General features: G+C 70.7%; 20 protein-coding genes and 2 pseudogenes. 18 read left to right on the top strand and 4 right to left on the bottom strand.

The window, feature by feature from the left end:
• Window positions 1-21 precede the first annotated feature (21 nt).
• The 15 genes from ABZX67_RS18010 (at window position 22) to ABZX67_RS17940 (ending at window position 13,179) form a co-directional block, all read left to right on the top strand.
• Window positions 22-594, top strand: coding sequence for a GNAT family N-acetyltransferase (locus ABZX67_RS18010; protein ID WP_355361152.1), 573 nt, complete (start codon window positions 22-24; stop codon window positions 592-594).
• Window positions 595-724: 130 nt separating this feature from the next.
• Entirely contained in the window at window positions 725-808 is an 84-nt protein-coding gene (locus ABZX67_RS18005; protein ID WP_312846103.1) for a putative leader peptide, read from the top strand.
• A gap of 126 nt (window positions 809-934) precedes the next feature.
• A complete protein-coding gene (locus tag ABZX67_RS18000) occupies window positions 935-2,632 on the top strand; it encodes a nitrite/sulfite reductase (RefSeq protein WP_355361150.1) in 1,698 nt (565 codons plus the stop codon).
• Window positions 2,629-2,808: a hypothetical protein gene (locus ABZX67_RS17995; RefSeq protein WP_355361148.1), complete on the top strand. Its 180-nt coding sequence runs from the start codon at window positions 2,629-2,631 to the stop codon at window positions 2,806-2,808. Before ABZX67_RS18000 ends, ABZX67_RS17995 begins: the two co-directional genes overlap by 4 nt.
• A complete protein-coding gene (locus tag ABZX67_RS17990; protein ID WP_355361146.1) occupies window positions 2,805-3,506 on the top strand; it encodes a phosphoadenylyl-sulfate reductase in 702 nt (233 codons plus the stop codon). Before ABZX67_RS17995 ends, ABZX67_RS17990 begins: the two co-directional genes overlap by 4 nt.
• Window positions 3,506-4,063 (top strand): adenylyl-sulfate kinase, encoded by a 558-nt coding sequence (cysC, locus tag ABZX67_RS17985; protein WP_355361144.1) that lies wholly within the window; start codon window positions 3,506-3,508, stop codon window positions 4,061-4,063. Before ABZX67_RS17990 ends, cysC begins: the two co-directional genes overlap by 1 nt.
• Window positions 4,064-4,154: 91 nt before the next feature.
• Complete coding sequence (cysD, locus tag ABZX67_RS17980; RefSeq protein WP_355361142.1) at window positions 4,155-5,096, top strand: sulfate adenylyltransferase subunit CysD; 942 nt, start codon at window positions 4,155-4,157, stop codon at window positions 5,094-5,096.
• Between the two features lie 2 nt (window positions 5,097-5,098).
• A complete protein-coding gene (locus ABZX67_RS17975) occupies window positions 5,099-6,433 on the top strand; it encodes a GTP-binding protein (RefSeq protein WP_355361140.1) in 1,335 nt (444 codons plus the stop codon).
• 229 nt (window positions 6,434-6,662) lie between these two features.
• A complete protein-coding gene (locus ABZX67_RS17970; RefSeq protein ID WP_355361138.1) occupies window positions 6,663-7,778 on the top strand; it encodes an aliphatic sulfonate ABC transporter substrate-binding protein in 1,116 nt (371 codons plus the stop codon).
• A gap of 76 nt (window positions 7,779-7,854) precedes the next feature.
• Window positions 7,855-8,646 carry an ABC transporter ATP-binding protein gene (locus ABZX67_RS17965; protein WP_355361136.1) on the top strand — a complete coding sequence of 264 codons (792 nt, stop codon included), beginning with the start codon at window positions 7,855-7,857 and terminating at the stop codon, window positions 8,644-8,646.
• Window positions 8,633-9,535: an ABC transporter permease gene (locus tag ABZX67_RS17960; RefSeq protein WP_355361134.1), complete on the top strand. Its 903-nt coding sequence runs from the start codon at window positions 8,633-8,635 to the stop codon at window positions 9,533-9,535. Before ABZX67_RS17965 ends, ABZX67_RS17960 begins: the two co-directional genes overlap by 14 nt.
• Before the next feature lie 7 nt (window positions 9,536-9,542).
• On the top strand, window positions 9,543-10,286 hold the full coding sequence (locus ABZX67_RS17955) for a sirohydrochlorin chelatase (RefSeq protein WP_355361132.1): 744 nt from the start codon (window positions 9,543-9,545) through the stop codon (window positions 10,284-10,286).
• Between the two features lie 257 nt (window positions 10,287-10,543).
• Window positions 10,544-11,023 carry a hypothetical protein gene (locus ABZX67_RS17950; protein WP_355361130.1) on the top strand — a complete coding sequence of 160 codons (480 nt, stop codon included), beginning with the start codon at window positions 10,544-10,546 and terminating at the stop codon, window positions 11,021-11,023.
• A gap of 69 nt (window positions 11,024-11,092) precedes the next feature.
• Entirely contained in the window at window positions 11,093-12,187 is a 1,095-nt protein-coding gene (locus ABZX67_RS17945; protein ID WP_355361128.1) for a hypothetical protein, read from the top strand.
• 125 nt (window positions 12,188-12,312) lie between these two features.
• Window positions 12,313-13,179, top strand: a complete 867-nt coding sequence (locus ABZX67_RS17940) for an aldo/keto reductase (protein WP_355361125.1) — start codon at window positions 12,313-12,315, stop codon at window positions 13,177-13,179.
• On the opposite strand, the gene ABZX67_RS17935 is transcribed toward ABZX67_RS17940, so the two are convergent.
• The 3 genes from ABZX67_RS17935 to ABZX67_RS17925 all read right to left on the bottom strand — a co-directional run bounded on the left by ABZX67_RS17935 (window position 13,163) and on the right by ABZX67_RS17925 (window position 15,379).
• Entirely contained in the window at window positions 13,163-13,558 is a 396-nt protein-coding gene (locus ABZX67_RS17935) for a nuclear transport factor 2 family protein (RefSeq protein ID WP_355361122.1), read from the bottom strand. The two genes, ABZX67_RS17940 and ABZX67_RS17935, sit on opposite strands and share 17 nt — an antisense overlap.
• Window positions 13,545-14,102: a DUF1697 domain-containing protein gene (locus tag ABZX67_RS17930; RefSeq protein WP_355361119.1), complete on the bottom strand. Its 558-nt coding sequence runs from the start codon at window positions 14,100-14,102 to the stop codon at window positions 13,545-13,547. Before ABZX67_RS17930 ends, ABZX67_RS17935 begins: the two co-directional genes overlap by 14 nt.
• Before the next feature lie 71 nt (window positions 14,103-14,173).
• Entirely contained in the window at window positions 14,174-15,379 is a 1,206-nt protein-coding gene (locus tag ABZX67_RS17925) for a S8 family peptidase (protein ID WP_355361116.1), read from the bottom strand.
• Between the two features lie 416 nt (window positions 15,380-15,795).
• On the opposite strand from ABZX67_RS17925, the pseudogene ABZX67_RS17920 reads away from it, so the two are divergent.
• Window positions 15,796-16,402, top strand: a pseudogene (locus tag ABZX67_RS17920) (transposase); the annotation flags it as partial.
• Here ABZX67_RS17920 and ABZX67_RS17915 read toward each other — a convergent pair.
• Window positions 16,381-17,319 (bottom strand): helix-turn-helix domain-containing protein, encoded by a 939-nt coding sequence (locus tag ABZX67_RS17915; RefSeq protein ID WP_355361113.1) that lies wholly within the window; start codon window positions 17,317-17,319, stop codon window positions 16,381-16,383. The pseudogene ABZX67_RS17920 and the gene ABZX67_RS17915 sit on opposite strands and share 22 nt — an antisense overlap.
• A 260-nt stretch (window positions 17,320-17,579) precedes the next feature.
• On the opposite strand from ABZX67_RS17915, the pseudogene ABZX67_RS17910 reads away from it, so the two are divergent.
• Both ABZX67_RS17910 and ABZX67_RS17905 read left to right on the top strand, forming a co-directional pair.
• Window positions 17,580-17,816, top strand: a pseudogene (locus ABZX67_RS17910) (DJ-1/PfpI family protein); the annotation flags it as partial.
• 313 nt (window positions 17,817-18,129) lie between these two features.
• A complete protein-coding gene (locus tag ABZX67_RS17905) occupies window positions 18,130-18,570 on the top strand; it encodes a DUF6010 family protein (RefSeq protein WP_355361110.1) in 441 nt (146 codons plus the stop codon).
• Window positions 18,571-18,593: the final 23 nt, after the last annotated feature.

Raw genomic sequence — 18,593 nt, 5'->3', positions numbered from 1 at the left:
CCCCGTGCTTCCCTGGCCCCCATGAGCAGCCTCACCGTCACCACCTGGTCCCTCGAGCAGACCTCGCCCGCCGATCTGCGGCCGGCGGCCGCGCCGCCCGGCGAGATCGAGATCCGGCGGGCCGAGGTGCCGTCGCCGGAGTTCAGCCGGTTCCTCTATACGGCGGTGGGGGGCGACATCCGCTGGACGGACCGGCTCGGGCTCACGTACGACCAGTGGCGGGAGATAGTGGAGCGGCCCGGGGCCGAGATCTGGGTGGCGTACGAGAAGGGGACGCCCGCCGGGTACGTGGAGCTGGACCCGCAGGACGACGGGGTCGTGGAGATCGTCTACTTCGGGCTGATCCCGGCGTTCCGGGGCCGGCGGATCGGCGGGCACCTGCTGTCGTACGGCACGGCCCGCGCGTGGGACCTGGCGGAGCGGTGGCCGGAGCGGACGCCGACGAAGCGGGTGTGGCTGCACACGTGCTCGCTGGACGGGGAGCACGCGATGGACAACTATCTGCGGCGGGGGTTCCGCCTCTTCGACACCAAGGTCACGGAGGAGCCGGACGTTCCGGTCCCGGGCCCTTGGCCGGGCGCCCACCCCGCCTGAGCCGGGCGGAGAGCCGAGCGAGCGTCCGATATGAGTGACGCATGACACATTGGTCCACGATCCGAGACATCCATGTCCGCATCATGGACAAAGGTGGACTGGGTCCAAAGTCCCATGCCACGCTTCCGTCATGTCTCGAGCTGGAATTGCCTTGGTGAGTCGGCGGCACGTCGACCTCGGCCGCATGTCCAGCGCCATCTGTCCGGTGAGCTGAGCCCACCAGCACCACCGCGACCCCCGAACCCCCGCAATCCACTGCGCACCGCCGCGCCACGCCCTGAGCCGCGCGCGAGTGTGCAGGTCAGAGCCGCCCTCCTGCAGTCCCGAAGGACGTATCGTCATGGCCTCCACCCCGGAAACGCCCGCCTCCGCCACGCCCCGCCGCAAGACCGGCCGGCACCGTGGTGAGGGTCAGTGGGCCAGGGGCCACTTCACGCCCCTCAACGGCAACGAGCAGTTCAAGAAGGACGACGACGGTCTCAATGTGCGGACACGCATTGAGACGATCTACTCCAAGGCCGGCTTCGACTCGATCGACCCCAACGACCTGCGCGGCCGCATGCGGTGGTGGGGGCTGTACACCCAGCGCAAGCCCGGGATCGACGGCGGCAAGACCGCGATCCTGGAGCCGGAGGAGCTGGACGACGAGTACTTCATGCTGCGCGTCCGCGTCGACGGCGGCCGGCTGACGACGCAGCAGCTGCGGGTCATCGGCGAGATCTCGCAGGAGTTCGCGCGCGGCACCGCCGACATCACCGACCGGCAGAACATCCAGTACCACTGGATCCGCATCGAGGACGTGCCCGAGATCTGGCGGCGCCTCGAGGAGGTCGGCCTGTCCACGACCGAGGCGTGCGGTGACACCCCGCGTGTCATCCTCGGCTCCCCCGTCGCCGGCATCGCCGAGGACGAGATCATCGACGGCACCCCCGCCATCGACGAGATCCACCGCCGCATCGTGGGCAACAAGGACTTCTCCAACCTGCCCCGCAAGTTCAAGTCGGCGGTCTCCGGCTCCCCGCTGCTCGACGTGGCGCACGAGATCAACGACATCGCCTTCGTCGGCGTCGAGCACCCGGACCACGGCCCGGGGTTCGACGTCTGGGTCGGCGGCGGCCTCTCCACCAACCCCAAGATCGGTGTGCGGCTCGGCACCTGGGTCTCGCTCGACGAGGTCCCGGACGTGTACGAGGGCGTCATCTCGATCTTCCGCGACTACGGCTACCGGCGGCTGCGCAACCGCGCCCGTCTGAAGTTCCTCGTCGCCGACTGGGGCGCGGAGAAGTTCCGCCAGGTCCTGGAGGACGAGTACCTGCAGCGCAAGCTGACCGACGGCCCCGGGCCGGCGCAGCCCGTGCAGCAGTGGCGCGACCACGTCGGTGTGCACCGGCAGAAGGACGGCCGCTTCTACGTCGGCTTCGCGCCGCGCGTCGGCCGCGTCGACGGCGCCACGCTCACCAAGATCGCCGAGGTGGCGGAGGCGCACGGCTCCGGCCGGCTGCGTACCACCGTCGAGCAGAAGATGATCGTCCTCGACGTCGAGGAGGCGCAGGTCGAGCCGCTGGTCTCCGCCCTGGAGGCGCTGGACCTCACCGTCACGCCGTCGCCGTTCCGGCGCGGCACGATGGCCTGCACCGGCATCGAGTTCTGCAAGCTGGCGATCGTCGAGACCAAGGCGCGCGGCGCCTCGCTCATCGACGAGCTGGAGCGCCGCATCCCGGACTTCGACGAGCCGATCACCATCAACATCAACGGCTGCCCCAACGCCTGCGCCCGTATCCAGGTGGCGGACATCGGTCTCAAGGGCCAGCTGGTCCTGGACGACGACGGCAACCAGGTCGAGGGCTACCAGGTCCACCTCGGCGGCGCGCTCGGCCTCGAGCCCGGCTTCGGCCGCAAGGTGCGCGGCCTGAAGGTCACCTCGGACGAGCTGCCCGACTACGTCGAGCGGGTCCTCAAGCGCTTCCAGGCGGAGCGCGAGGACGGCGAGCGCTTCGCCACGTGGGCGGCGCGCGCGAGCGAAGAGGCCCTCTCGTGAGTGAGCGAGCGGCGCCGTTCTACTGCCCGTACTGCGGCGACGAGGACCTGCGGCCCAGCGAGACCGGGCACGGCGCCTGGGAATGCGCGGCGTGCAATCGAGCCTTCCAGCTGAAGTTCCTCGGGCTGCTGGCCCGCGGAGTTCAGCGCAATGACGGCGGAGGGGAAACGTCATGACGGCGGTTCAGAGCAAGGAAGAGCTGAAGGCGCTCGCCGAGCAGGCGGGCCGGGACCTCGAAGAGGCCTCGCCCCTGGAGATCCTGACCTGGGCGGCCGACACGTTCGGCAAGCGCTTCTGCGTCACCTCCTCCATGGAGGACGCGGTCGTCGCCCACCTCGCCTCCCGCGCCTTCCCCGGCGTCGACGTCGTCTTCCTCGACACCGGCTACCACTTCCCCGAGACCATCGGCACCCGTGACGCCGTGGACGCCGTGATGGACGTCAACGTCATCACGCTGACCCCGCGTCAGACGGTGGCCGAGCAGGACGCCGAGTACGGTCCGAAGCTGCACGACCGCGACCCGGACCTGTGCTGCGCGCTGCGCAAGGTCAAGCCCCTCGAAGAGGGCCTGACCGCGTACGACGCGTGGGCGACCGGGCTGCGCCGCGACGAGTCCCCGACCCGGGCGAACACCCCGGTCGTCGGCTGGGACGAGAAGCGGCAGAAGGTCAAGATCTCGCCGATCGCCCGCTGGACGCAGGACGACGTGGACGCGTACGTCGCCGAGCACGGCGTCCTGACGAACCCGCTCCTCATGGACGGGTACGCCTCCGTCGGCTGCGCGCCCTGCACGCGCCGGGTGCTGGAGGGCGAGGACGCGCGCGCCGGCCGCTGGGCGGGGCGTACCAAGACCGAGTGCGGGCTGCACGGCTGATGACGACTGTGGGAGAAGAGAACGTGACTGGGGCCACCATCTGGCTCACCGGGCTGCCGAGCGCCGGCAAGACCACCATCGCGTACGCGCTGGCGGACCGGCTGCGCGCCGACGGCCACCGCGTCGAGGTGCTGGACGGCGACGAGATCCGCGAGTTCCTCTCGGCGGGCCTCGGCTTCAGCCGTGAGGACCGGCACACCAACGTGCAGCGGATCGGCTTCGTCGCCGAGCTGCTCGCGTCGAACGGCGTGAAGGTCCTGGTGCCGGTCATCGCCCCGTACGCGGACAGCCGTGAGGCGGTGCGCAAGCGCCACCAGCGGGAGGGCACCGCGTATGTCGAGGTGCACGTGGCCACGCCGGTCGAGGTGTGCTCGGAGCGCGATGTGAAGGGCCTGTACGCCAAGCAGGCGGCGGGCGAGATCAGCGGCCTGACCGGCGTCGACGACCCGTACGAGGAGCCGGAGTCCCCGGATCTGCGGATCGAGTCCCAGAACCAGACCGTGCAGGAGTCCGCGGCAGCGGTCCATGCGCTGCTCGCCGAAAGGGGTGTCCTGTGAGCGACGCACGCGCGGCCGCCGGGCCGCAGACGACCACGATGCCCGCACCTCTGCGCCGCGCGGGCGGAGAAGCTCACGAAAGGGGTGCCGCATGACCACCACCGCTGCCCACACCGTCGACGAGGCGACCGACACTCCGTACGCCCTGAGCCACCTGGACGCCCTCGAGTCCGAGGCGGTGCACATCTTCCGCGAGGTGGCGGGCGAGTTCGAGCGGCCGGTGATCCTCTTCTCCGGCGGCAAGGACTCCATCGTCATGCTGCACCTGGCGCTGAAGGCGTTCGCCCCGGCGGCGGTGCCCTTCTCGCTGCTGCACGTGGACACCGGGCACAACTTCCCCGAGGTCATCGAGTACCGCGACCGCACGGTCGAGAAGCACGGGCTGCGGCTGCACGTCGCCTCCGTGCAGGAGTACATCGACGCCGGCAAGCTGCGCGAGCGCCCCGACGGGACGCGCAACCCGCTGCAGACGGTGCCGCTGACCGAGGCGATCCAGCAGCACCGCTTCGACGCCGTGTTCGGCGGCGGGCGCCGCGACGAGGAGAAGGCGCGCGCCAAGGAGCGGGTGTTCTCACTGCGCGACGAGTTCTCGCAGTGGGACCCGCGCCGCCAGCGCCCCGAGCTGTGGCAGCTCTACAACGGCCGCCACGCGCCCGGCGAGCACGTGCGCGTCTTCCCGCTGTCCAACTGGACCGAGCTGGACGTGTGGCAGTACATCGCCCGCGAGAACATCGAGCTGCCGGAGATCTACTTCGCGCACGAGCGCGAGGTGTTCCTGCGCAACGGCATGTGGCTGACCGCCGGCGAGTGGGGCGGCCCGAAGGACACCGAGACGGTCGAGAAGCGGCTCATCCGCTACCGCACGGTCGGCGACATGTCCTGCACCGGCGCGGTGGACTCCGACGCCACCACGCTGGACGCCGTGATCGCCGAGATCGCCGCCTCCCGGCTCACCGAGCGGGGCGCGACCCGCGCCGACGACAAGCTGTCCGAGGCCGCGATGGAAGACCGCAAGCGCGAAGGGTACTTCTAACCATGACCAGCACCACCGAGCAGCTCAGCGCCACCACGCTGCTGCGCTTCGCGACCGCGGGCTCCGTCGACGACGGCAAGTCCACCCTCGTCGGCAGGCTGCTGCACGACTCCAAGTCGGTCCTCGCCGACCAGCTGGAGGCCGTCGAGGCCGCGTCCATCAAGCGCGGCCAGGAGGCTCCTGACCTGGCGCTGCTCACCGACGGCCTGCGCGCCGAGCGGGAGCAGGGCATCACCATCGACGTCGCGTACCGCTACTTCGCCACGCCCCGGCGCCGGTTCATCCTGGCCGACACCCCGGGCCACGTGCAGTACACCCGGAACATGGTCACCGGCGCCTCCACCGCCGAGCTGACCGTGATCCTGGTCGACGCCCGCAACGGCGTCGTCGAGCAGACCCGCCGCCACGCGGCCCTCGCGGCGCTGCTGCGGGTCCCGCACGCCGTCCTCGCCGTCAACAAGATGGACCTGGTCGGGTACGAGGAGTCCGTCTTCGCCGCCATCGCCGAGGAGTTCACGGCGTACGCGACCGAGCTGGGCGTCCCGGAGGTCACCGCGATCCCGATCTCGGCGCTCGCCGGGGACAACGTGGTGGAGCCGTCGGCGCACATGGACTGGTACGGCGGCCCGACCGTCCTGGAGCACCTGGAGACGGTGCCGGTCAGCCACGACCTGACGGGCTGCCACGCGCGCTTCCCGGTGCAGTACGTGATCCGCCCGCAGACCGCCGAGCACCCCGACTACCGGGGTTACGCCGGTCAGATCGCGGCCGGGACGTTCCGGGTCGGCGAGCAGGTGACCGTCCTGCCCTCCGGGCGTACGTCGACGATCACCGGGATCGACCTGCTGGGCGAGCCGGTGGACGTGGCGTGGACGCCGCAGTCGGTGACCCTGCTCCTCGCGGACGACATCGACATCTCGCGCGGCGACCTGATCGTGCCCGCCTCCGACGTGCCCGCCACCACGCAGGACGTCGAGGCGACCGTGTGCCACGTCGCCGACCAGCCGCTCACCGTCGGGCAGCGGGTGCTGCTGAAGCACACCACCCGCACGGTCAAGGCGATCGTCAAGGACATCCCGTCCAAGCTGACGCTGGACGACCTCTCCCAGCACCCGGCGCCGGGGCAGCTCGTCGCCAACGACATCGGCCGCGTCCGCGTCCGCACCGCCGAGCCGCTCGCGCTCGACGCGTACGCCGACTCGCGCCGTACCGGGTCCTTCCTGCTCATCGACCCGGCCGACGGCACGACGCTCGCGGCCGGCATGGCGGGCGAGGCCTTCGCCGCCGCCAAGGCGGCCCCGGCCGTCGAGGGCGACGACGAGGGCTGGGACTTCTGAGGTGACGACCATCGACGTCTACGCGACCTTCGCCAAGGAGGGCGGCCGGGTCGGCAGCGGCGCCCTCGGCGCGGGAACCGGGGGTGTCGCGCGATGTGCCCGATGACGCCGCGCCCGCTCCCGTACCACGCGTACCGCCGAAGAACGACGACACTGCCGACTTCCCGGCCGCGCCCCTGACGACGATCAGGAGGGCGTAGCGCCGGGCCGACGAGAGGAACACCCTCCCGTGCCTGCCACCATCCGCGTCACCGCCCTGCGCCTGCGCCGCCGCTTCGCCGCTGCGGTCGCCCTGCCGCTGCTGTTCGGCACGCTCGCCTCCTGCGGCTACGGCTCGCAGGCCCCCAAGGAGACCCGGGTGGAGGCCAAGGGCGAGAAGCTCTCGGCCGACCGGGTCCGGCTCGGGTACTTCCCGAACCTCACCCACGGCACGGCGCTGGTGGGCGACCAGGAGGGCCTGTTCCAGAAGGAGTTGGGCGGCACCCAGCTGGAGACCTCGTTCTTCAACGCGGGTCCGTCCGCGATCGAGGCGCTCAACGCCGACTCGATCGACATCGGTTTCATCGGCCCCTCCCCCGCGATCAACGGCTACATCAAGTCCAAGGGCGGCAACCTGCGGATCATCGGCGGGGCGGCCTCCGGCGGGGTCAAGCTGGTCGTGAACCCGGAGAAGATCAAGACCCTGGACGACCTCAAGGGCAAGAAGATCGCGACCCCGCAGCTGGGCAACACGCAGGACGTCGCCTTCCTCCACTGGATCGCGACGAAGGGCTGGAAGGTCGACTCCCAGAGCGGCAAGGGCGACGTCTCGGTGGTCCGTACGGACAACAAGGTGACGCCGAACGCCTACCAGACCGGCGCCATCGACGGCGCCTGGGTGCCGGAGCCGACCGCGTCGAAGCTGGTCAGCGACGGCGCGAAGGTGCTGCTCGACGAGTCGGAGCTGTGGCCCGGGAAGAAGTTCGTGATCACGAACATCGTCGTGTCGCAGAAGTTCCTCAAGCAGCACCCGGACGTCGTCGAGGCGCTGCTGCGCGGTGTGGTGAAGACGAACGACTGGATCAACGCCAACCCCGACAAGGCGAAGGCGTCCGCGAACGCCAAGCTGAAGACCATCACGGGCAAGCCGCTGGGGCCGAAGGTGATCGACGCCGCCTGGCCGTCGATCCAGTTCGTCAACGACCCGCTGGCCGCCACGCTCCAGGCGCAGGCCGACCACGCGGTGCAGGCGGGTCTGCTGGAGAAGCCCGACCTGGGCGGGATCTACGACCTGGGGCCGCTCAACAAGGTCCTCAAGGCCGAGGGCAAGCCCGCGGTCTCCGACGCCGGTCTCGGCGTCGAGTAACGCCCACCCTCCCGCTGCCCCGCACCTGCCCCGCTCCCGCTCCCGCTCTGAACGACTCTCCCAGGAGGTGACGACCATGGCCACCACGCTCGCCAAGGCCGAGGACCGTGCCGCGGTGACCACGCACGCCGCCCGTCTCGAGCACGTCTCCAAGTCCTTCGCCACCCCGTCCGGGCAGCAGCTCGTCCTCGACGACATCTCGCTCGATGTCGCTCCGGGCGAGTTCGTCACCCTCCTGGGCGCCTCGGGCTGCGGCAAGTCCACGCTGCTCAACCTGGTCGCGGGGCTCGACCGGCCGTCCGCGGGGTCGATCGACACCCCGGGCGGCCGGCCGGCGCTGATGTTCCAGGAGCACGCGCTGTTCCCGTGGCTGACGGCGGGCAAGAACATCGAGCTGGCGCTGCGGCTGCGCGGCGTCCCGAAGAGCGAGCGGCGCGACGAGGCGGAGCGGCTGCTGGAGCTCGTGCGCCTGAAGGGCTCGTACGGGAAGCGGGTGCACGAGCTGTCCGGCGGCATGCGGCAGCGCGTGGCGCTGGCGCGGGCGCTCGCGCAGGACAGCGACCTGCTGCTGATGGACGAGCCGTTCGCGGCGCTGGACGCCATCACCCGGGACGTGCTGCACGACGAGCTGACCCGGATCTGGAGCGAGACGCGGCTGTCGGTCCTGTTCGTCACGCACAACGTGCGCGAGGCGGTGCGGCTGGCCGAGCGCGTGGTGCTGCTGTCGTCCCGTCCCGGGCGCATCGCCCGCGAGTGGGAGATCGGCATCCCGCAGCCGCGCCGCATCGAGGACGCCGCGGTGGCGGAGCTGTCCATCGAGATCACCGAAGAACTGCGTGGGGAGATCCGCCGTCATGGCCAGCACTGATACGACGACGACCGTCACGACGGGCGCCAAGTCCGACGACCTCGCCGGCCTGGAGGCGGGTCTCGACGCGCTGGACGCCGTGCAGGTGGCGCGGACTCCGGTGCGCGACGTCCTGCTGAAGAAGGTCCTGCCTCCGGTGCTGGCCGTCGCGCTGGTGCTGGTGGTGTGGCAGCTGCTGGTGTGGGCGAAGGTCACGGACGCGTACAAGCTCCCGGCGCCGTCCGCGGTCTGGGACAGCCTGACCACCATGTGGCTGCAGGGCACGCTCTTCGACGTGCTGTGGACCAGTGTGTCGCGGGCCCTGCTGGGCTTCCTGATGGCGCTGGCGATCGGTACGCCGCTGGGCCTGCTGGTCGCCCGGGTGAAGTTCGTGCGGGCGGCGATCGGCCCGATCCTCTCCGGCCTCCAGGCCCTTCCGTCGGTGGCCTGGGTGGCGCCCGCGGTGCTCTGGATCGGCCTCAACGACTCGATGATGTACGCGGTGATCCTGCTGGGCGCCGTGCCGTCGATCGCCAACGGCCTGGTGGCGGGCGTCGACCAGGTCCCGCCGCTGTTCCTGCGGGCCGGGCGGACGCTCGGCGCGACCGGGCTGCGGGGCGCCTGGCACATCGTCATGCCGGCCGCGCTGCCCGGCTACCTGGCCGGTCTGAAGCAGGGCTGGGCGTTCTCGTGGCGGTCGCTGATGGCCGCCGAGATCATCGCCTCCTCCCCCGAGCTCGGCCTGGGGCTGGGCCAGTTGCTGGAGCACGGCCGCAACAACATCGACATGCCGGGGATCTTCCTGGCGATCATCCTGATCCTGGTCGTCGGCATCGCCATCGACCTGCTGATCTTCAGCCCCCTGGAGCGGGCCGTGCTGCGCAGCCGCGGCCTGCTGGTGAAGAGCTGAGCCCGCCGTGAACGATTCCGTCCTGCTCGTCATCGCCCACGGCAGCCGCGACCCGCGGCACGCCGCGACCGTCCACACCCTGGTGCGGGCGGTGGGTGTGCTGCGTCCCGGGCTGCGGGTGGAGACGGCGTTCCTGGACTTCAACGTCCCGTCGGTGCCGGCCGTGCTGGAGCGGCTGGTGGCGGAGGGGGTACGCGAGGTGGTCGCGCTCCCCCTGCTGCTGACGCGCGCCTTCCACGCGAAGGCCGACATCCCCGCCGTACTGCGCGAGGCCCCGCCGTCGCTGCGCGTGCGGCAGGCGGAGGTCCTCGGCCCGTCGCCGCTGCTCCTGGCGGCGGTGGAGCGGCGGTTGTACGAGGCGGGGCTCACCCCCGCCGACAAGGGCTCGACCGGGGTCGTCCTGGCCTCGGCGGGCTCCACGGACCCGGAGGCGATCGCAGTGATCGCAGAAACGGCGCGGGAGCTGCGGCGCACTGGTTGGTGTGCCGTGCGGCCTGCGTTCGCCTCCGCATCTCTCCCGCGGACGGAGGACGCGGTACGGGCGCTGCGCGCCGACGGCGTGCGCCGCGTGGCGGTGGCGCCGTACGTCATCGCGCCCGGCCGCCTGCCGGACCGCATCGCCGAGGGCGCGGCGGGGGCGGACGTCCTCGCCGATGTGCTGGGCCCGTCGCCGGAGCTGGCGCGGCTGCTGGTCGAGCGGTACGACGAGGCGCTCGGGGCGGAGCGGCGGCCGGTCGCCTTCACCGCCTGAGCGCCGCCACCGGCCGACACGGGGTCCCCTCCTGCGAGGGGGCCCCGTTTTCGTTGCCGACGGGGGTCCGATATCCGGAAAAAGAATCCGAAATACATTCCCGAGCGAGGAAAAGAAGAGCGGAATTCAACCATCCATATTCCGGAACTCGGAATAGCGGGACATTCCCCTGACCAACCCTCAGATGTTCCTCAAGTTCCTTGATCGGCGATCAACGCCCGGCGAAGATATTCACGACCGACAAGAGGGGAAAATAAATGAACATCAGTTTTCGCCGGGCCGCCGCTCTCACGGCTCCGACCGTCATCGCCGCGCTCGCGATCGGAACGCTGACCGCGCCTTCCGCCGTCGCCGCCGACAAGAAGGTCACGGTGAACTGCTCGACCGCGCTGGGGCCGTCGGCCGACGGCAATGTCCGCACGGACAGCTACTACGTGGCGAAGACCTCGACCACGTGGAAGCACAAGCAGCGGCTCAACTTCCCGAACAGCCACGGCATCAACAAGAAGCGCCGCGACCTGAGCCACGTCACGTACCTCCTGGACGGCACCACGCGCAAGGGGCACGTGGAGGTGAAGAAGGGGCAGGTGTCCTGGGAGTACAACAGCTGGGGCCAGGGCTGGCCGATCGGCCGTGAGCCGATCACCAAGAAGGGCAAGACCCGGCTCATCAGCCACGGTTGGTACAACATGGACAGCTGGCCGATGGAGTGCAAGGGCAAGTCGTTCGCCTTCTGACCCCTGCCTCACCGGTCGTCGAGAGTCCGAGGGGAGGCCGCCCGGCCTCCCCTCGGGCCCGGAGGAACCATGAAGATCCGTACGCGCCTGGCTGCCGCCGCCTGTCTGCTCCTTCCGGTCCTCGCCGGGTGTGCGGCCACCGAGGGCCCCGGCGGGCGGGCGTCCGCCGGCCCGCCCCCGGCGGACCCCACGACCCTGCTCGTCGAAGCCGATGCCCACGGCTACATCACCTTCGACACCGAACGCGAGGTTCTCCAGGGATTCCGCTCGGACGGCACACACGCCTGGAAGCACTCCGGGCATTTTCCTTCCGATATCCAATGCCTTACCCGGTGCCCGGACGCGGTCATTTCCGCCGCGGTCACCGAGAACCCGAAGCAGAAAAAGTCGGCAGCGATCTGGAAACAGGGAATCCGGACTTCTGTGAAGGAATTCGAGGCCGCTCGCCTCGATGTCCACTGGAGCTCCGGTCCGGACGACTGGGTCGCCACCGACGGCGAGCGGGTCACCTGGTCGGCCGGCGGCGAGGAGCAGAGCCTGACCGGAGGGCTCAAGGACGCGATGGGGGTCCAGTCCGCCGACGGGGGCTCGCTGGCCGTCTCGGTCGCCACGGGCAGCGACGCGGCGCCGCGCTGGTCCGCCTACCTCTTCGATGTCGGCGGGCGGCACGCCGGCCCGCCCCGACTGGTCGCCGACCACCTCCCCGGCGCCCTCGGCTGCCTGGACCGGGCAGGCGACCGGGCGGCCACCATCGGTGAGCGGCCCGCCCTCTTCACGCTCGGCACGGGCAGGAAGGTGCGGGAGCTCGGGGACTTCTCCAGCGAGTGCGCCATGTCGCGGACCACGACGGTGGTGGGGGCCTACGCCGTGGGCAAGAGCGAGCAGGACGCCCAGGCGGTCCGGGTCACGGCGAACACCGGGGACAGGACGGCCGAGGCCGTCACCTCGAGCGGCGGCGGCCTCGGCGCCTCCGGCGACTGCGGGGTGTTCCTCTCCGAGGGCCGGATCAGCACCATGTCCCCGACGGGACAGCCGTCTTCGTCGGAGATCCGCGCCACCGGCCTGCGCGTCCTGCCGGACGGGCTGACCTACGCGCTGGGGCCGGACGGCAAGGTGACGAGACACCGGGCCGCCGGGACCGGTTCCGCGTGCGCGGTGACCTGACTCGACCCGATCTGACTGACCGGGCACGCCGTGGCGCGCGGGGGGCGCCATGGCGTGCCGTCCGTCGTCGGGCGGTTCGGGCGGTTCGGGCGGTTCCTTGCCGAGCGGAGAAGGAGTACGGTCGCGTGGTGATCTTGGAGACCTTCACGCTCGGCGGCGACCTGCCCGTACGCCGACTCGGCTTCGGCACCGCGCAGTTGACCGGCCCCGGTTACTGGGGGCCGCGCGGTACGCGCGCGGAGGCGGTCGCGGTGCTGCGCCGGGCGGTCGAGCGGGGTGTCACGCTCATCGACACGGCCGACAACTACGGCCCCGGTCTCGCCGAGGAGCTGGTGGCCGAGGCGCTGCACCCGTACCCGGCGGGCCTGGTCGTGGCGACCAAGGGCGGCGTGGTGCGCACGAGCGACAGCGCCTGGCACGTCGCGGGGCGCCCCGAGCAGCTGCGCGCGATGTGCGAGGCGAGCCTGCGCCGACTGCGTACCGAGACCATCGACCTGTACCAGCTGCACCGGCTGGATCCCGAGGTGCCGATGGCGGACCAGCTCGGGACGCTGGACGAGCTGCGGCGGGAGGGCAAGATCCGGCACATCGGCCTCGACACGGTGACCGCGGCGCAGCTCGAGCGGGCGCTCGCGCTGGACGTGGCCCCGCTCGCCTCCGTACAGAACCGTTTCAACCTGCTCGACCGTTCCTCGCAGGACGTCCTGGAGGTGTGCGAGGCGCACGGCCTGGCGTTCCTGCCGTGGTTCCCGCTGGCCAACGGCTCCCTGGCCGGTTCCACGGCGGCCGCCGAGCTCGACGCGCTCGCCGCCCGGCACGGCGCCACCCGAGGCCAACTCGCGCTGGCCTGGCTGCTGCACCGCTCGCCGGTCCTGCTGCCCACCCCCGGCACCGGGTCGCTCGCACACCTCGACGAGAACCTCGACGCCGCCTCCGTACGCCTGGACGCGGACGATGTGGCGCGACTGGACGCGCTTACTGCCGCTGGGTGACCGGCGTGAACGGCGTGCCCTGGTGGAAGTAGAGCAGCCAGCCCCGGTCGGTGCGCCGCCACACCGAACTGCGGTGGGTCCAGTGGCCGTCGCGTTCGGTGTCGAAGGTCAGGTGCACCACGTCGTCGGCTAGCTGCACGCCGCGCATGCGCGAGGCGGTGGGGGGCGCGGACCGCGGGGCGTCGTCCGCGGCGGCCGCGGTGATCTCGGCGGTCATGGAGGCGCGGTCCCAGTGGCGCCCGGACCTGCCGAACTCGTGGAAGTCGGGGTGCAGCAGCGCCGCGAAGAGCACGGGGTCGCGGCGTACGGCGGGGTCGAGCAGGCGGAGTTCCCGCTCGATCGCCGCCGCGACCGCCGGGGTGTGGTCATGGGCGGTCACGGGTCAGCTCCACCAGCTTGACGACGGTGTTCCAGTTGCGGGTGGTTCCGACGAGGCCCTTCGTCAGGGCCGGGCGGCCGAGTGCCTCGGCCAGCTTGGAGCGGCCCAGGCCCTCGGGGGCGTACAGGTACAGGGCACGGTCGCCGAGTCGGAACTTCTCGGGGAGGAAGGCGGCTTGGTCGAGCGCGGCGAACCGCTCCTGGTCCACCTGCTCCGAGAAGAACGTGACGTGCAGCTGCTTGCCCTCCAGCTCGGCGGCGGGGAAGGGGCAGGCGTCGGCCACGGCGCGCAGATACGGTCCGCCGCGGACGAGGCAGTCGACGGGGAAGCCGAAGTGCTGCTCGATGGCCTGCTCCAGCTCGGCGCGGAGCCCCTCCTCGCCGGCGCGGGAGTCGCTGCCGAAGACGGCGTTGCCGCTCTGCAGATACGTCTGCACGCCGTCGAGCCCGAGCCCCGCGAGGACCGTGCGCAGCTCGGCCATCGGAACCTTCCGGTGGCCGCCGACATTGATGCCGCGCAGCAGGGCGGCGTACCTCGTCGTCATGGGCACACCATAGGCGGCCGCCGTGCCCCGTGGGGGAGGGCACGGCGGCCGCCGGTCAGGGGCTCCGGGAGCTACTCGACGATCTTCAGCAGCTTGTTGGGCGTGGAGCCGGTGGGGTTGGAGATCTTGCCGGGCGTGGCTCCGTCGGTGAGGGCCTTGGCGACCTGCTCCGGGGTGGCGTCCTTGTGGCCCGCCAGGTAGACGGCGGCGGCGCCGACGACGTGGGGCGTCGCCATGGAGGTGCCGGAGATGGTCTTGGTGCCCTCGTCGCCGTCGTTCCAGGCGGAGGTGATGTCGGAGCCCGGGGCGTAGAGGTCCACGACCGCGCCGTGGTTGGAGAAGCTCGACTGCTGGTCGTCCTTGGTGGACGAGGCCACGGTGATGGCCTCCTGGACGCGGGCCGGGGAGACCTGGCCGGCGTCCTGGGACTCGTTGCCGGCGGCCACGCCGAAGGTGACGCCGGCGGCGATGGCCTTGCGGACGGCCTCGTCGAGGGCCTCGTCGGCGCCACCGCCGAGGCTCATGTTGGCGACGGACGGGCCCTGGTGGTTCTTGGTGACCCAGTCGATGCCCGCGACGACCTGCTCGGTGGTGCCGGAGCCGTTGTCGTCGAGGACGCGTACGGCGACGATCTTCGCCTTCTTCGCGACGCCGTGCGCGGCCCCGGCTATGGTGCCGGCGACGTGGGTGCCGTGGCCGTTGCCGTCGTCGGCATCGTTGTCGTTGTCGACGGCGTCGAAGCCGGAGACGGCGCGGCCCTCGAAGTCCTTGTGGCTGACGCGCACGCCGGTGTCGATGACGTACGCGGTGACGCCCTCACCCGCGCCGTCGGGGTAGGTGTACGCGCTGTCGCCCGCGGTGTCGGCCTGGTCGAGGCGGTCCAGACCCCAGGACGGCGGGTTGGTCTGGGTGGCGTCGATGGTGAACTTCTTGTTCTGGACGACCTTGGCGACGGCCGGGTCGGCCGCCAGCCGCTTGGCCTCGGTCTCCGAAAGGCCGTTGGCGGAGAAGCCGTTGACGGCGGAGCTGTAGCTGCGCCGGAGCGTGCCGCCGTACTCCTCGGCGAGCTTGGCCTTGTCCGCCTTCTCGTCGAGCAGGACGATGTAGCTCCCGGCGACGGCGCCCTGGGCGCCCAGGCCGTAGACGGTGCCCTCGACGGCCGCGGCCTCGGGCGCGGGAGCGGCGGAGGCGTGCGGCGCGCTCAGGGCGGTCACTCCGGCGACGGCGGCCATGGCCGTGGCGAGCGTGAACCGGCGGGCGCGCTGATGGGTGGTCATGAAGAGGGGTCTCCTCGTCAATCATTTGTGGGGGGATTGCCCTCCGGACGGAAAATCTCCGGGGGTTGGTTCGAAACCCTGACCGATTGACGCGCCCAGATCAAGAGCTTCATACGGCTGTTACTTACTCAACAAGTCTTCGTAATGAGGAATGGGGGCAAGCCGAACGAAGCGGTCTGCTTGAATCCTTTACCACCTTCGCGACTTCACGAGACCTCCACGAGAAGCACCCAGGCCAGAGGCCGCCTCGGCGAACTCGCCGCAGCCGCAGGAGTGCTGGCCGACCGCGCCGGAGATCCCGCCCATCGGGAGCCGGACATCTGGCGCGGCTATCGCCGCCACTGACGCCCAGTGGGCGAGGATCGATGGGCGCCCGTAACCGGCTGCGGCACCGCCTGCTCGCCCAGGCCGACGCGGAAGGCGACCTCGACTGGGTCGTTACGGACTCCACCATCGTCCGGGCTCACCAGCACGCCGCCGGGCCCGTCAAAAAGGGCCCCGCCGGCGAGCCGGCCGACCATGATCTCGGACGGTCCCGCGGCGGTCCGACCACAAGATCCACCTCACCGCGGACAGCCGCTGCCGCCCGCTCGCTTTCCCCGAAGTCATGGCCCGATCACGCGTGCCCCGGCCGAACGGCCGGCTCAGAACCGCACCGCACATGATTCTGGCCGACAAGGCCTATTCGTCCCACGCGAGCCGTAGTCACTTGCGGCGGCGCGGGATCCGGGCAGTGATCCCACCCCGGTCGACCAGGCCGCGAACCGCAAATGCCGCGGTCGGCTCGGCGGCCGCCCGCCGGCCTTCGACCGCGACGCCTGCAAGCAGCGGGACGCGGTAGAGCGGTGCATCAACAAGCTCAAGCAGTGGCGCGGCCCGGCCACCCGCTACGACAAGACCGGCCACCATCTACCTGACTGGACTCCGCCTCGCCGCCATCTTCACCTTGCCAGCGAGGTGATCGGCGGGAAACGGCCTGAGAGGCCATCTCATTTGGCTGTTCAACTGAACGTGCGCCGGTAGGTCTGCGGGCTGACGCCGGTGGTGCGTTTGAAGCGGTCACGGAAGGTGGTGGGTGAGCCGAAGCCGACCTGGCTGCCGATGCGCTCCACGGAGTGCTCCGTGGTTTCCAGCAAGTGCTGTGCCTGGCGGACGCGGGCCCGGTGGAGCCACTGGAGCGGCGTGGTGCCGGTCTGGTCGCGGAAGCGCCGGATCAGGGTTCGGGTGCTGGTTCCGGCCCGCTCGGCGATGTCGGCAAGGGTGAGGTCGCGGGCCAGGTTTTCCTGTAGCCAGGTGAGCAGCGTCTCAAGCTCGGAGCCCTGCGGTGTGGGTGCGTGGTCGTAGACGATGAACTGCGCCTGCCCACCCTCTCGTTCGAGAGGCATCACTGACAGGCGGGCGGCGTCGGCGGCGACGGCCGAGCCGTAGTCACGGCGGATCATGTGCAGACACAGGTCCATGCCCGCCGCGGCGCCGGCCGAGGTGAGCAACTGGCCGTTGTCGACGTAGAGGACGTCCGGGTCGACGTCGAGGTCCGGGTGGGCGGTAGCCAGCAGGCCGGCCGCGCGCCAGTGGGTCGTGACGCGCAGTCCGTCGAGGAGCCCGGTGTCAGCCAGGGGGAAGGTGCCCACGCAGATGGAGGCGATCCGGGTGCCGTCGGCAGCGGCCGACCGCAGCGCGTCGTGCACGGCGGGAGGGAGTGAGGCAGCGAGATCGGCGACGCCCGGCACGATGATCGTGTCCGCGCCCTGAAGGCCCTCCAGGCCCCAGGGGGCACGCAGGGTGAAGGCTCCGGCGTCGACCTCGTCGCGCTCGGCGCACACCCGTACCTGGTAGCCGGGTCGCCCGTCGGGCAGGCGGGTCCGGGAGAAGACCTCGATCGGGGTGGACAGGTCGAACGGGATCACCTGATCCAACGCGAGCACGGCAACCGTATGCATGGCCAGAACTTACCTCTCCACCAGCTTGACGGACCTGGGCCGCCCTTCCGGAAGGCCCACGTCATCGCAGTCCACACGCTTCAAGGAAGTGTTGGCACTATTCCGTTGCAACCTGTCACTAGTGCCACTGGGCGAGCACCCCGGAAGCCGGTTGACTTCGGAGCGTCCCGATGGAAATCGACGCCGAAGGAACCCCACACCCATGCACACCCAGGTCGTCCTGTTCGATGGCTTCGACCCGCTCGATGCCATTGCCGTTCATCCCGGTGCTGCTGGGCCGCACGCTGACCACCGAGCTGCGTGCCCTCCTCAAACAGGCAATGAACGACCCGGACATCACCGTCGCCACCGTCTGCGGCGGTTCGCTCGTCCTGGCCATGGCCGGCCTGCTGGAGGGACGTCACGCCACCACCCACCACATGGGCCTCGACGTGCTGGACGCCACCGGTGCCCACGCGGTGCGCGCCCGCATCGTGGACGACGGCGACCTGCTGAGCGCCCGGCCCTTCGCAGATCAGTCGCTCACCATCCCCCTGCACAAGCAGGAAGAACATCAGCATGTCCGTCGAAGGCACCGTCGCCGTCGACCCGGTCACCGTCCCCGCGAGTATGTTTCCCCAACGCCGCGCCGCGCCCTCGCCGACGCCTGACTGATCGCCTCGATCCTGCTGACCGCGAAGGCCGCCAGCGTACTGACACTCCTGATCCTGCCCACCCGGGACCGCGCTCTGGCCGAGACGTCGGTGCTCGCGCTGCGACAACTCGACCGCGGCGAGTCGGCCCGCCCCAGGAGGAAGAAGTCATCCCCTCATGAACCTTGTGTCACCCGTGATCGTCGGCATCATCTACTGCCTGCTGATGTCCCTGATCAAAGAACCGCACCGACGTCACTTCAACGCGATCATGGTGGGCGGAGCCGGCGCCGCCTATCTGAGCGGGGGCGGCTTCGGCCCGTGGGAGCTCCCATTCGTCGCACTCACGGCCTACGTCGCCTACCGCGGCCTGGACTCCTGGGCCTTCATCGGCGTCGGCTGGCTGCTCCACACGGCCTGGGACATGGCCCACCACCTCAAGGGCAATCCGATCCTGCCGTTCTACCACGACGCATCTCTGGCATGTGCCATCTGTGATCCGGTCATCGCCCTGTGGTGCTTCCGCGGAGGACCTTCCCTGATCGCGCTCGTCCGCCGCCGGTTCCGGCCCGACCGGACAGCAGACCACGCGCCCGATCACGTCTCCGCCCCCTCCTGACCGGACCGCACCGGCACCCGACG

Source organism: Streptomyces sp. NPDC003036 (assembly GCF_040611175.1).
GTDB lineage: Bacteria > Actinomycetota > Actinomycetes > Streptomycetales > Streptomycetaceae > Streptomyces.
Note: the sequence above shows the minus strand (reverse complement) of the source record. Positions and strands in the feature narration are given on the sequence as shown.